This is a genomic window from Caballeronia sp. 11_S32, from assembly GCF_056930355.1.
The window spans coordinates 1,140,946-1,153,833 of the sequence record NZ_JBXOWH010000003.1 but is presented as its reverse complement, the minus strand read 5'-3'; the positions used below and the strand labels follow the sequence as shown (position 1 = coordinate 1,153,833).

The following is a 12,888-nucleotide window of genomic DNA, read 5'->3' as shown; positions in this document are numbered from 1 at the left end:
CGGTCGGAATGAAACGCTGAAAGTGCGTATGCGCAACTGTCGCCCATCGAATCCTGCCGCTGCCCAACATTTTGGCGCGGCCCGCTTGCACCTCGTCGAATCCAGTATCGCACAGCTTCAAAAAAAACAAACCGAACACCAGGCGTTGCGGGCCGCCGGGTATCACACAAGTGAGTCGATTATGCGACTTTTCAAGATGACGTGCTTGGACGGCAGCGCACACGCAAAGCAGGAATTACCCTACAAATGCGGTCTATGCAACGAGCTTAACGGCTATCCCAAAAATTCCTTGACACCCGATTTAAGAGATTTAACAATCAAACTGGCACTTTTTTCCGGGGGCCAACCGCGGACGAAAAAAGAGGCCGAGGAGAGCTTGTGAGGAGGGGGCGGTTCACATTGTGGGGTGGCCGTCGAGCTTTTCGAGCGTGCTCAGGTTGCGACGAGAGTTAGAGGGGAAGTACGAATGTCTACTGGTACGGTCAAGTGGTTCAACGACGCGAAAGGCTACGGATTCATCACGCCCGATGAAGGCGGCGAGGATCTGTTCGCACATTTCTCGGCGATTCAAATGAACGGTTTCAAGACGCTCAAAGAAGGCCAGAAGGTCAGCTTCGAGATCGTCCAGGGACCGAAAGGCAAACAGGCATCGAACATCCAGGACGCTGTCTGACCGTTCGATCGAACTTTGCCTCGTAAAACCCGGCCTTCGCGCCGGGTTTTTTTCGCCTCGTGCCGTGCAGATATACAAGGTATTTGCATCGAATAAAAAACCCCGGAGAGCGTAGGCCTTCCGGGGTTTTTATTTACCACGTCGAATCGAGGTGAGTCCTCACATATTCTCGATCATCACCTGTCCGAAGCCCGAACACGAAACCTGGGTCGCGCCTTCCATCAGCCGGGCAAAGTCGTAGGTGACGCGCTTCGACAGAATGGACTGCTCCATGGACGAAATGATCCGGTCCGCCGCCTCCAGCCAGCCGAGATGGCGCAGCATCATTTCAGCCGAGAGAATCTCCGAGCCGGGGTTCACGTAATCCTTGCCCGCGTACTTCGGCGCCGTGCCGTGCGTCGCTTCGAACATCGCGACGGAATCCGACATGTTCGCGCCCGGCGCGATGCCGATGCCACCGACCTGCGCCGCGAGCGCGTCCGAGATGTAGTCGCCGTTGAGATTCAGCGTCGCGATGACGTCGTATTCGGCGGGACGCAGCAGGATCTGCTGGAGAAACGCATCGGCGATCACGTCCTTCACGACGATGTCATTGCCCGACTTCGGATTCTTCAATTTCATCCACGGGCCGCCGTCGATCAGCTCCGCGTTGAATTCCTTCTGCGCGAGCGCGTAGCCGTAGTCGCGGAACGCGCCTTCGGTGAACTTCATGATGTTGCCCTTGTGCACGAGCGTCACCGAGCGGCGGTCGTTGTCGATCGCATACTGAATCGCCTTGCGCACGAGCCGCTCCGTGCCCTCGCGCGACACGGGTTTGATGCCGAGCCCCGACGATTCCGGAAAGCGGATCTTCGTCACGCCCATTTCCTCGCGCAGGAACTTGATGACCTTCTTCGCCTCCGGGGAATCCGCCGCCCACTCGACGCCCGCGTAGATGTCCTCCGAGTTCTCGCGGAAGATCACCATGTCGATTTTCTCCGGCTCGCGCACCGGCGACGGCACGCCCTTGAAGTAGCGCACCGGCCGCAGGCACACATACAGATCGAGTTGTTGACGAAGCGCAACGTTTAGCGATCGAATGCCGCCGCCGACCGGCGTCGTGAGCGGCCCCTTGATCGACACCACGTAGTCCTTCACCGCTTCGAGCGTTTCGTCGGGCAGCCATACGTCGGGGCCGTAGACGCGCGTCGCCTTTTCGCCCGCGAAGATTTCCATCCATTGAATCTTGCGCTTGCCGCCGTAGGCTTTTTCCACCGCGGCGTCGACGACCTTGAGCATCACCGGCGTGATGTCGACGCCCGTTCCATCGCCCTCGATATACGGGATGATCGGCTGATCCGAAACGTTGAGCGAGTTATCCGCGTTGACGGTGATCTTGTCACCGTCCACCGGAATCTTGATGTGCTGATACGGCATGGTCGACTCCAGATAAGTCCGGGCTTGTATGAAAGCAAACTGATTAGAGAAGCAACGCGATGCAGCATGCGCGGGCGTTGCGGCACGCGATGATGGTCACAACAACATTCTAACCATGCTGGCCTGCCCCGGCGCGCCCGAGGCGGCCGTGCGCATGCATTAAGATGCCGCATTCGATCAAAGCGCCCCGCTCAGAGTTTCCGATGCCGCTCATCGCCCTCAACAAGCCCTTCGGCACCATCTGCCAGTTTTCCGCGCACGAGACGCGCGCCTCGCTCGGCGACTGGGTGAAGACGCCGGGCGTGTATCCCGCCGGCCGGCTCGACGCGGACAGCGAAGGCCTTCTCCTTCTCACCGACGACGGCGCGCTGCAGGCGCGTATCGCGGAGCCGCGTCACAAGCTCGTGAAACGCTATTGGGCGCAAGTGGAAGGCGCGCCGGACGATGCAGCGCTTGCGCGTCTCGCGAACGGCGTCGATCTCGGCGACTTCGTGACGCAGCCCTGCCGCGCCGCGTTCGTTTCCGAGGATGACATCGATGCGCTCTGGCCGCGCAATCCGCCGATCCGCTATCGCGCCGCCATCCCGACGACGTGGATCGAGCTCGCCATCACCGAAGGCAAGAACCGGCAGGTCAGGCGCATGACGGCGGCCATCGGTTATCCGACCTTGCGGCTCGTGCGTGTCGCGATCGGTGCCCTCGATATCTTCGCGCTCGGCCTCGCGCCCGGCGAGACCGCCGAGGTTGCACCTCGCGCGCCGTGGCAACGCGTTCGTTGAATCGCATTCAACTATCTCGTAAATAAGAAATCGCGCTGCGTGGATTGCGACGCGCTTAAACGTCATGTCATCAAGTTCGAGTAGTGCGTATCGCGCATCGAATATTTTTTTGGCCTGCTGCGCAATTCTCTGTAAATCGCGTCAACCGACTCGTCGCACGATGCGTTAAGGGCCTCAGATGCCGCGTAAAGCTATCCGGCATGAGCGAATAGCCGATTACAACAACCTGTGTGCTCCAGGGAGTTTGAAAGGTTCAAGCGTTCACAGTCATATCGAAAATCAAATTGTCGATATGACTGTCAACCGAAAGGTAGGTGGCTCGTTTACCGACATGACTCAATGACCGGGTCGTTTGGTTAATTTACTCAAGCTGAGGATTCACAAGATGAACAAACTGATCGCTGCTCTCGTCGCTGGCCTGTTCGCAACGGCTGCATTCGCACAAGAAGCTTCGGCTCCGGCTGCTGCTGCTCCGGCTGCTGCTTCGGCACCGGCTCACAAGGCGCACAAGTCGTCGACGCACAAGACGTCGCACAAGAAGTCGCACAAGAAGGCCGCTGCTTCGGCACCGGAAGCCGCTTCGGCAGCTCAGTAAGTTCGTTGTAAGAGGCGGTATAGCGAAGCCAAGAACGAGTTGTACCGCCGTTCTTACGGCGTTGAAGGGCAGATGGCCGCGAGGCGTCTGCCCTTTTGTTTTGGGTTGCGTGTATTGCACCGGCGCATCGAGTAACATGCGCGGGGCCCGCCGGATTTCCGGCGCAACGATCGTCTTGAGAGGAGCATCGTCGTGAAGCAGTTGTTGCGTGCCTTGGTGTCCCCATTCCGTTCTACGGCTTCGGCCCGGCGCTCGCGCATCGCCGTCATGGTGCGCGCATGCGTGATCGCGTCGATGCTGCCATTCGCCGCGTTGTCACTCGCGCAGGCGCAGACGATGCCCCCCGGCGCGAAGCAGCCGTCCGATTTTCCGCGCGCGAAGCTCACCGCCGGCATGTACGTGATCGATGCCGCAGTCGCCGCGAGCGATGCCGACCGCGAGCAGGGACTCATGTATCGCACGAAGCTCGCACCGAACGAAGGCATGCTCTTCGTGTTCAACGAAAATGCCGTGCACTGCTTCTGGATGAAGAACACGCTGATCCCGCTGTCGATCGCGTTCATTCGCGCGGACGGCACGATCACCGACATCGACGAGATGCAGGCGGAGACGGAGAACAATCACTGTCCGCGCAACAACGGCGTGTACGCGCTCGAAATGCCGAAGGGCTGGTTCGCCGCGAAAGGCATCAAGCCCGGCATGCAGATCAAGGGCCTGCCGCGCGCGCAGTGAGCGCGCAGAAAACGTCGCATCGAACATGAAAACCGGCGAGTCATCGCCGGTTTTTTTTCGCCTGCGCGCGGCGTGCGAGCGCCTCTGCGCGAGCTGGCAAGAATCCTGCAAAGACCCTGCCGACGCGCTATCCTAAAAAGATTCAGCGCGACGCTCTCGCGTTGGCCATACACGCCGCGCTGACTCTATCAACAGGAGGTTCACGTGCCCCGCAAGACTCCCATCGAGCGCTATCGGAACATCGGGATCAGCGCTCACATCGATGCCGGCAAAACGACTACTACCGAGCGCATCCTTTTCTACACCGGCGTGACGCACAAGATCGGCGAAGTGCACGACGGCGCGGCCACGATGGACTGGATGGAGCAGGAGCAGGAGCGCGGCATCACGATCACTTCCGCGGCAACGACGGCCTTTTGGAAAGGCATGGCCGGCAATTATCCGGAGCACCGCATCAACATCATCGACACGCCGGGGCACGTCGACTTCACCATCGAAGTCGAGCGCTCGATGCGCGTGCTCGACGGCGCGTGCATGGTCTATGACTCCGTCGGCGGCGTGCAGCCGCAGTCGGAAACCGTGTGGCGTCAGGCGAACAAGTACAAGGTGCCGCGCATCGCGTTCGTCAACAAGATGGATCGCGTCGGCGCGGACTTCTTCCGCGTGCAGCGGCAGATCGGCGAGCGCCTCAAGGGCGTCGCGGTGCCGATCCAGATTCCGATCGGCGCGGAGGACCATTTTCAGGGCGTCGTCGATCTTGTGAAGATGAAGGCGATCGTCTGGGACGACGACAGCCAGGGCATCAAGTTCAGCTACGAAGAGATTCCCGACAACCTCAAGGCGCTCGCGCACGAGTGGCGCGAGAAGATGGTCGAGGCGGCGGCGGAAGCGAGCGAGGATCTGCTCGAAAAGTATCTCGAAGACCACGAGAGCCTGACCGAGGACGAGATCAAGGCGGCGATCCGCAAGCGCACCATCGCCAATGAAATCGTGCCGATGCTCTGCGGCAGCGCCTTCAAGAACAAGGGCGTGCAGGCGATGCTCGACGCGGTGATCGACTATCTGCCCTCGCCCGTCGATGTGCCCGCGATTCTCGGCCACACCGAGGACGACAAGGAAGCGGAGCGTCATCCGAGCGACGACGAGCCGTTCTCCGCGCTCGCGTTCAAGATCATGACCGACCCGTTCGTCGGCCAGCTGATCTTCTTCCGCGTGTACTCGGGCGTGGTCGAATCGGGCGACACGGTCTACAACCCGGTGAAGGAAAAGAAGGAGCGGCTCGGGCGCATCCTGCAGATGCACGCGAACGAGCGCAAGGAAATCAAGGAAGTGCGCGCGGGCGACATCGCGGCGGCGGTCGGCCTTAAGGAAGCGACGACCGGCGACACGCTGTGCGATCCGGCGCACATCATCATCCTCGAACGGATGATCTTCCCCGATCCGGTGATCTCGCAGGCCGTCGAGCCGAAGACCAAGGCTGACCAGGAAAAGATGGGCATCGCGCTCAATCGTCTCGCGCAGGAAGACCCGTCGTTCCGCGTCACGACCGACGAAGAATCCGGCCAGACGATCATCTCCGGCATGGGCGAGCTGCACCTCGAAATTCTCGTCGACCGGATGAAGCGCGAGTTCGGCGTCGAGGCGACGGTCGGCAAGCCGCAGGTCGCGTATCGCGAAACGGTGCGCAACAAGGTCGAGGATGTCGAAGGCAAGTTCGTCAAGCAGTCGGGCGGACGCGGCCAGTACGGTCATGCGGTGATCGCGCTGGAGCCGGATCCGGGCAAGGGCTACGAGTTCGTCGACCAGATCAAGGGCGGCGTGATTCCGCGCGAATTCATTCCGGCGGTCGACAAGGGTATTCAGGAGACGCTGAAGGCCGGCGTGCTCGCGGGTTATCCGGTCGTCGACGTGAAGGTGCGGCTGACCTTCGGCTCGTATCACGATGTCGATTCGAACGAAAACGCGTTCCGCATGGCCGGCTCGATCGCCTTCAAGGAAGCGATGCGCAAGGCGAAGCCCGTGCTGCTCGAACCGATGATGGCGGTGGAAGTGGAGACGCCCGAAGAGTTCATGGGCAACGTAATGGGCGATCTGTCCGGCAGGCGCGGCATCGTGCAGGGCATGGAAGACATCGCGGGCGGCGGCGGCAAGCTCGTGCGCGCGGAAGTGCCGCTCGCCGAGATGTTCGGCTACTCCACTTCGCTACGTTCGCTGACGCAAGGCCGCGCGACCTACACGATGGAGTTCAAGCACTACGCGGAGACGCCGTCGAACGTGTCGGAGGCGATCATCAACTCGAAAGCGAAATGATCGCGGCCTAAACGTGTAGTATCGGAAGTCCGTTGCTCGCTCTGTTGGTGGCGGCAACGGACTTTTCATATCCGCAGATGAAAACGGCATGAGCGACATGAGCGACGCACATCAGCACATCGATTGGCGCGAACACGGCGTCAAGGTCATCAAGGGCGATCAGCTCGACACCAACACTCCGCAGACGCCCGGCATGAACCGCGCGGCGGCGATCAACGCGGCGCGCGTGGGCGCGCAGAAAATCTGGGCCGGCACGGTCACGATCCATCCCAATGCGAAGACGGGCGCGCATCATCATGGCGCGCTCGAAAGCGTCATCTATGTCGTGCGCGGCCAGGCGCGCATGCGCTGGGGCGAGCACCTCGAATTCACCGCCGAGGCGGGTCCTGGCGACTTCATCTTCGTGCCGCCCTACGTGCCGCACCAGGAAATCAACGCCAGCACCGACGATCCGCTCGAATGCGTGCTCGTGCGCAGCGACAACGAAGCGGTGGTGGTGAATCTGAACATCGATGCCGTGGAGAAGCCCGAGGAAGTCTATTGGGTCGATCCGATTCACAAGCATCCTCACGATCACTGAACGGGGCACGGGCGCGCGCCATGAAGCCAATGCGGCGCGTTCCTTGCTACCTGCGCCTGAATGCGCCGCGCCAACAACGCAAGCGGCGCGGTCGATCCGTACGCGCGTGGCGGCGGGCACTCGAACAACTACAACGGAAAAGCACCGATGAAGAAACCTTCGACCGACGCGCAACTCCTCGCCCAGGCACGCCCGCACGCGGGCGAACTGGGCAATCACGCGATCGACGAATTCATGGCCGGGCGCCTCACGCGCCGCGAGCTGCTGCGCCATGCGAGCGTGCTCGGCTTCGCGCTGACGGCGGGCGGCATCTTCGGCATGCCGGGCGCGCGTGCACAAGGCGCGGGCAAGCCCGGCGGCACGATCCGCGTCGCGCATCTGATGCCCGCGGGCGCCGTCGATCCGCTCACCGTGACGGATGCATCCGGTCTCGCGCTCATCAATCAGACGGGCGAATTCCTGATCGACGACGACAGCGAGCATCTCACCTTGCGGCCCGCGCTCGCGCTGTCGTGGTCGTCGAATGCGAAGGGCGATGTGTGGACCTTCAAGCTGCGCCAGAACGTGAAGTTCCACGACGGCCAGCCGATGAGCGCGAAGGACGTCGTCGCGACCTTCAACCGTCTGTCCGATCCGAACGCGGGCTCGGCGGCGCTTTCGGTGCTGAAGGGCGTGCTGTCGAAGGATTCGGCGAAGGCCGTCGACGATCACACCGTCGAGTTCCATCTCGATGCGCCCAACGGCAATTTCCCGTATTACGTTTCCTCGAATACGTATAACGCGGTGATACTTCCGGCGAATTTCACGGGGCCCTACGAGAAGTCGTTCATGGGCACGGGCGCGTTCAAGCTGGAGAAATACACGCCGAAAGTCGGTGCGTCGTTCGTGCGCAATCCGGACTACTGGGGCGAAAAGGCGCTGCCCGATCGCGTGCAGTTTTCCTTCTATGCGGACCAGCAGGCGCAGCTCCTCGCGATGCAAGGCCGCCAGGCCGACGTGATGAGCGACTTCACCGTGCAGGGCGGCGTCGCGATGCTCAGCAATCCGCAATTCAAGGTGCTCGGCACGAAGTCGAGCTCGCATCGGCAGATGCACATGCGCTGCGACATGGGCGCATTCAAGGACAAGCGCGTGCGTCAGGCGCTCGCGCTCGCGATCGATCGCGAGGTCATCGTGAAGGGCCTGTTCCGCGGCCGCGCGCAGGTCGGCAACGACAGCCCTTTCGCGCCCGTGTTTCCATCGAGCGATCTGACCGTGCCGCAACGCAAGATCGACGTCGCTCAGGCCAAAAAGCTGATGAGCGAAGCGGGCGTCGCGAACGGCTTCGACGTCACGCTCACGACCGAAAAGTACATGGAGATTCCCGATCTCGCGGTCGTCGTGCAGAACGCGGCGAAGGCTATCGGCATCCGCATCCAGTTGAAGGTCGAAAGCCAGGATCTGTATTACGGCTCCGGCACCTTCGGCAAGTCGGACTGGCTGGATTCGCCGCTCGGCATCACGGATTACGGGCATCGCGGCGTGCCGAACGTGTTCCTCAATGCGCCCCTGACGAGCGGCGGCACCTGGAACGCGGCGCACTTCAAGAATCCCGAATACGACAAGCTCGTCGCGCAGTTCGTAGCTGCCTTGGATGTCGCGTCGCAGAAGAAGCTGTCGGGCCAGATCCAGCGCCTCTTGCTCGACGAAACGCCGGTCGTGATCCCGTACTTCTACGACCAGCTGATCGTCACGCGCGCGAACGTCTCCGGCGTGCGCTTCAACGCCATCTCGCAGATGTGGTTCGACCGCGCGACGGTCACGGCGTAAATGAGCACGATCACGCCGACGGCGCGCGTCACTGACTTCGCGAGAATGAGGCGCATCGTGCGCTTCATCGGCGTGCGGCTCTTGCTCGCATTCGTCACGCTGTGGCTTCTGTCGATGATCGTCTTCGCGGGCGGCCAGCTTTTGCCCGGCGACGTCGGACGCGCGATTCTCGGCCCGCTCGCCGATGCGCGCGCGGTCGCGGCGCTCAATCATCAACTGGGCGTCGACCGGCCGCTCCTCACGCAATACACGAGCTGGATCAGCCACTTTCTGCGCGGCGACATGGGCGAGTCGTACGCGTTTCGCGCGCCGGTCGCGCCGTTCATCGGCAGCGCGCTGTGGAACTCGGCGAAGCTCGGCGCGCTCGCGTTCGTCGTCGTGGTGCCGCTCGGCATCGCGGGGGGCGTGTATGCGGCGCTGCATTCGGGGCGCTGGATCGATCGCGTGATCAGCATCGGCGGCCTGACGGCGACGGTCGTGCCCGAGTTCGTGTCGTCGATCGTGCTGATCCTGATCTTCGGCGTGTGGCTGCAATGGCTGCCGATCGAGGCGACCGCGCCCGCCGACGCGAACATCCTCGTGCAGCTGAAGCATCTGATCCTGCCGGTGCTGCCGCTCGTGTTCGTGTTCTTCGGCTATATCGCGCGAATGGCGCGCGCGGGCACCGTCGAGGCGCTCGATGCCGACTACACGCGCACCGCGATTCTCAAAGGCCTGCCGCAGCGCGTCGTGATCCTGCGGCACGTGCTGCGCAACGCGCTCCTGCCAACCGTGACCGTCGCCGCGACGCAGCTCGGCTACATGATCGGCGGGCTCGTCGTCGTGGAGACGCTGTTCCACTATCAGGGCATCGGCTCGCTGATCTACAACGCCGCGAAGGCGAAGGACTTTCCAATGCTCGAAGCGGGTGTGCTGACCATAGGCGTGATCTACACGGCGGCGAACCTGATCGCGGATGCGCTCTATGTCGTGCTGAATCCGCGCCTGCGCACGGGAGCATCGCGATGAGCACCGCGGCCGCCACGCCGCCGTCGAAGGCGCGCCGGTACGAGGCGCTCGGCGCGCTGCTGCGCTCTGCCACTTTCGATATCGGCGTGCTGATCCTGCTTTTCTGGGTCGCGTGCGCGCTCTTCGGCCACTGGCTCGTGCCGCAGGATCCCTACGCGTCCGATCCGCTCAACTCGCTCGGCCCGCCGTCCGCCGATCACTGGTTCGGCACCGATCAGCTCGGCCGCGACGTGTTCGCGCGCGTGATAGTCGGCTCGCGCGACATCCTCACCATCGCGCCGCTCGCGACGTTGCTCGGCACGGCGGCGGGCACCGCGATCGGCCTCGTCGTCGGCTATTTCGACGGCTGGGTCGATGCCGCCATCGGCCGCGTGATCGATGCGCTCCTGGCTCTGCCGCTCGTGATCGTCGCGCTGCTCGCGCTGGCGGCGGTCGGCGCGAGCAACACGACGGTGATTCTCGTGATCGGCCTGACCTTCGCGCCGATCACCGCGCGCACGGTGCGCGCCGCCGTGCTGAGCGAGCGCCATCTCGACTACGTGCTCGCGGCGCAATTGCGCGGCGAGAACGCGCTCTACATCATGTTCGCGGAGATCCTGCCGAACGTGCTGCCGCCGATCATCGTGGAGGCGACCGTGCGGCTCGGCTACGCGATCTTCGCCGTCGCGACGCTGTCGTTCCTCGGCTTCGGCATCCAGCCGCCGTCCGCCGACTGGGGGCTCGCGCTCTCCGAAAGCTACACGCTGATGGCGGGCGGCGCGTGGTGGACCGTCGTCTTCGATGCCGCCGCGATCGCTTCGCTCGTCGTCGCGGTGAATCTCGTCGCGGATGCCGTGCAGGGAGTGCTCGACCGATGAACGGACCGCCGCCATCGGCCTTCCCCACGTTCGGCGCCGCGAAAGGCGATCAGGCCGACGCGCTCACGGTCATCGGGCTCACCGTCGCGTACCGCTCGCGCGGACGCGAGCGCGACGTGCTGCAGGACGTGACGCTGCGCGTGAAGCGCGGCGAGGCGTACGGGCTCGTCGGCGAGTCGGGTTGCGGCAAGTCGACCGCGGCGCTCGCGGTGCTGCGCTACCTGCCGCGCAACGGGCGCGTGAAGGCAGGCCGCATCGCGATCGCGGGGCGCGACGTCGCATCGCTCGACGCCGACGCGCTGCGCGGCATGCGCGCCAATGCCGTGTCGATGGTCTATCAGGACCCGGGGCGCGCGCTGAATCCGTCGCTCACGATCGCGCGGCAAGTGTCCGAAGCGTTCGAGGTCACGGGCGCCTCCGCCGACGAAGCGCTGTCCCGCACCGCCGAGATGCTGAGGCGCGTGCGCATCGCCTCGCCAGAGCGCGTGATGGAGAGTTATCCGCATCAGCTTTCGGGCGGGATGCAGCAGCGCGTCGTCATCGCGATGGCGCTCGCGTGCAATCCCGAACTGCTGATTCTCGACGAGCCGACCACCGGCCTCGACGCCACCGTCGAAGCCGAAGTGCTCGATCTCATCGCGCAATTGCGTGCGGAGCTCGGCACGGCCGTGCTCTTCATCAGCCACAACCTCGCGGTGATCGGACGCATGTGCGACCGCGTCGGCGTGCTGTACGCGGGCAAGCTCGTCGAGGAAGGCGCGACCGCCGACGTGTTCGCGAAGCCGCGCCATCCGTACACGGTCGGCCTGCTGCGCTGCCTGCCGCGCGAAGGCCGCGGCAAGGAGACGGGGCGTCTCGACACGATTCCCGGCTCGCTGCCGCTGCCCGGCTCGATCGCGCAGGGCTGCATCTTCGCGCCGCGCTGCAAGCTCGCCGACGAGCGCTGCCTGAAGGACGCGCCGCCGCCGTATCGCGTCGCGTCGGCGCACGGCGGCCAGATGGCGCGCTGTCACTATCACGAGCGCGCGGAAACGCTGCCGCGCTCGGCCGACGAAGCGCCCGTGCCGATACCCCCTGGCGACGATCAGCCGCTCGCGTTATCGGCGCGCAATCTGTCGAAGACCTTCCGCGTCGGCGATGAAGACGTGCGCGCCGTCCACGATGTCTCGCTCGATCTGGAGCAAGGCGAAACGCTCGGTCTCGTCGGCGAATCGGGCAGCGGCAAGACGACGCTCGCGAAGCTGCTGCTCGGCCTCGTGTCGCCCGACAAGGGCGCGTCGCTCGAGCTCGACGGCGCGACCCTGCCCGAGCGCGTGACCCGGCGCAGCGAAGAACAGGTGAAGTCGCTGCAGATCGTGTTCCAGAATCCCGATTCCGCGCTGAACCGCGCGCATTCGGTGCGGCGTCTGATCGCGCGTTCCCTGTCGAAGCTCGCGGCGCTGCGCGGCGAGGCGAAGGAGGAACGCCTGCATGCGCTGACCGAAGCCGTGCGCCTGCCGGAGCGCTATCTCGGCGCGCGCACGCGGCAACTGTCGGGCGGATTGAAGCAGCGCGTCGCAATTGCGCGCGCGTTCGCGGGCGATCCGCGCGTCGTCGTTTGCGACGAGCCTACTTCAGCGCTCGATGTCTCCGTGCAGGCCGCGATCCTCAACCTGCTCGCGGACTTGCAGCGCGAACGGCGCGTGAGCTACGTGTTCATCTCGCACGATCTGCATGTGGTGCGCTATCTGTCGGATCGCATCGCGGTGCTGTACCTCGGCCGCATCATGGAGATCGGGCGCGCGGCCGCGGTCTTCGACGGCCCGCAGCATCCGTACACGGAAGCGCTGCTGTCGTCGGTGCCGTCGATCGATGGAACGCATGCGAAGCGCATCCGGCTCTCGGGCGAATTGCCGAGCGCGGCGAATCCGCCTTCGGGATGCGTGTTTCATACGCGCTGCCCGCGCAAGGTCGGCGAGATCTGCGAAACCCAGACGCCGCCGTGCCGCGACGCCGGCGACGGCCACGCGATTCACTGCCACATTCCCATCGACGAACTGCGCACGCTCCAGCGGCGGCAAAGCTGACCTCGCGCAAGGCGAAGCGGCGTTTCATCGGAACCAAAGCGCTGCCGCGCGTCTCTCATCGGT

At 63.7% G+C, this 12,888-nt stretch carries 11 protein-coding genes; 10 read left to right on the top strand and 1 reads right to left on the bottom strand.

All coding sequences use genetic code 11. The annotated features are described in order from the left end of the window. Positions 1-466 precede the first annotated feature (466 nt). Positions 467-673 (top strand): cold-shock protein, encoded by a 207-nt coding sequence (locus AC1Z32_RS16940; RefSeq protein ID WP_041730164.1) that lies wholly within the window; start codon positions 467-469, stop codon positions 671-673. A gap of 159 nt (positions 674-832) precedes the next feature. Here the strand turns inward: AC1Z32_RS16940 and icd are convergent, their stop codons facing one another. Continuing rightward, complete coding sequence (icd, locus tag AC1Z32_RS16935) at positions 833-2,089, bottom strand: NADP-dependent isocitrate dehydrogenase (RefSeq protein ID WP_483479721.1); 1,257 nt, start codon at positions 2,087-2,089, stop codon at positions 833-835. A 203-nt stretch (positions 2,090-2,292) separates the two neighbouring features. Here icd and AC1Z32_RS16930 point away from each other — a divergent pair, with 203 nt between their 5' ends. From AC1Z32_RS16930 to AC1Z32_RS16890, 9 genes are all read left to right on the top strand, one after another. Then, the gene (locus AC1Z32_RS16930) at positions 2,293-2,868 is read left to right on the top strand and encodes a pseudouridine synthase (protein ID WP_483479720.1); all 576 of its coding nucleotides are present in this window, start codon (positions 2,293-2,295) and stop codon (positions 2,866-2,868) included. 385 nt (positions 2,869-3,253) lie between these two features. Continuing rightward, positions 3,254-3,463, top strand: a complete 210-nt coding sequence (locus AC1Z32_RS16925) for a hypothetical protein (RefSeq protein ID WP_483479719.1) — start codon at positions 3,254-3,256, stop codon at positions 3,461-3,463. A gap of 294 nt (positions 3,464-3,757) precedes the next feature. Next, on the top strand, positions 3,758-4,195 hold the full coding sequence (locus AC1Z32_RS16920) for a DUF192 domain-containing protein (RefSeq protein ID WP_483481661.1): 438 nt from the start codon (positions 3,758-3,760) through the stop codon (positions 4,193-4,195). Between the two features lie 204 nt (positions 4,196-4,399). Beyond that, positions 4,400-6,505: an elongation factor G gene (gene fusA, locus AC1Z32_RS16915; protein ID WP_483479718.1), complete on the top strand. Its 2,106-nt coding sequence runs from the start codon at positions 4,400-4,402 to the stop codon at positions 6,503-6,505. Positions 6,506-6,602: 97 nt separating this feature from the next. Continuing rightward, positions 6,603-7,085 carry a cupin domain-containing protein gene (locus tag AC1Z32_RS16910; protein WP_035497879.1) on the top strand — a complete coding sequence of 161 codons (483 nt, stop codon included), beginning with the start codon at positions 6,603-6,605 and terminating at the stop codon, positions 7,083-7,085. 147 nt (positions 7,086-7,232) lie between these two features. Further along, positions 7,233-8,894: an ABC transporter substrate-binding protein gene (locus AC1Z32_RS16905; protein WP_483479717.1), complete on the top strand. Its 1,662-nt coding sequence runs from the start codon at positions 7,233-7,235 to the stop codon at positions 8,892-8,894. Then, a complete protein-coding gene (locus AC1Z32_RS16900; RefSeq protein WP_483479716.1) occupies positions 8,895-9,902 on the top strand; it encodes an ABC transporter permease in 1,008 nt (335 codons plus the stop codon). It begins immediately after the preceding gene. Continuing rightward, complete coding sequence (locus AC1Z32_RS16895) at positions 9,899-10,759, top strand: ABC transporter permease (protein ID WP_483479715.1); 861 nt, start codon at positions 9,899-9,901, stop codon at positions 10,757-10,759. Before AC1Z32_RS16900 ends, AC1Z32_RS16895 begins: the two co-directional genes overlap by 4 nt. Continuing rightward, positions 10,756-12,825, top strand: a complete 2,070-nt coding sequence (locus AC1Z32_RS16890) for an ABC transporter ATP-binding protein (RefSeq protein ID WP_483479714.1) — start codon at positions 10,756-10,758, stop codon at positions 12,823-12,825. Before AC1Z32_RS16895 ends, AC1Z32_RS16890 begins: the two co-directional genes overlap by 4 nt. Positions 12,826-12,888: the final 63 nt, after the last annotated feature.

Coding starts and splice junctions, on each gene's coding strand:
- AC1Z32_RS16895 (WP_483479715.1), top strand. CDS start 9,899: ATGAGCACCGCGGCCGCCACGCCGCCGTCGAAGGCGCGCCGGTACGAG.
- AC1Z32_RS16940 (WP_041730164.1), top strand. CDS start 467: ATGTCTACTGGTACGGTCAAGTGGTTCAACGACGCGAAAGGCTACGGA.
- AC1Z32_RS16890 (WP_483479714.1), top strand. CDS start 10,756: ATGAACGGACCGCCGCCATCGGCCTTCCCCACGTTCGGCGCCGCGAAA.
- AC1Z32_RS16920 (WP_483481661.1), top strand. CDS start 3,758: ATGCTGCCATTCGCCGCGTTGTCACTCGCGCAGGCGCAGACGATGCCC.
- AC1Z32_RS16910 (WP_035497879.1), top strand. CDS start 6,603: ATGAGCGACGCACATCAGCACATCGATTGGCGCGAACACGGCGTCAAG.
- AC1Z32_RS16930 (WP_483479720.1), top strand. CDS start 2,293: ATGCCGCTCATCGCCCTCAACAAGCCCTTCGGCACCATCTGCCAGTTT.
- AC1Z32_RS16900 (WP_483479716.1), top strand. CDS start 8,895: ATGAGCACGATCACGCCGACGGCGCGCGTCACTGACTTCGCGAGAATG.
- AC1Z32_RS16905 (WP_483479717.1), top strand. CDS start 7,233: ATGAAGAAACCTTCGACCGACGCGCAACTCCTCGCCCAGGCACGCCCG.
- AC1Z32_RS16925 (WP_483479719.1), top strand. CDS start 3,254: ATGAACAAACTGATCGCTGCTCTCGTCGCTGGCCTGTTCGCAACGGCT.
- icd (WP_483479721.1), bottom strand. CDS start 2,089: ATGCCGTATCAGCACATCAAGATTCCGGTGGACGGTGACAAGATCACC.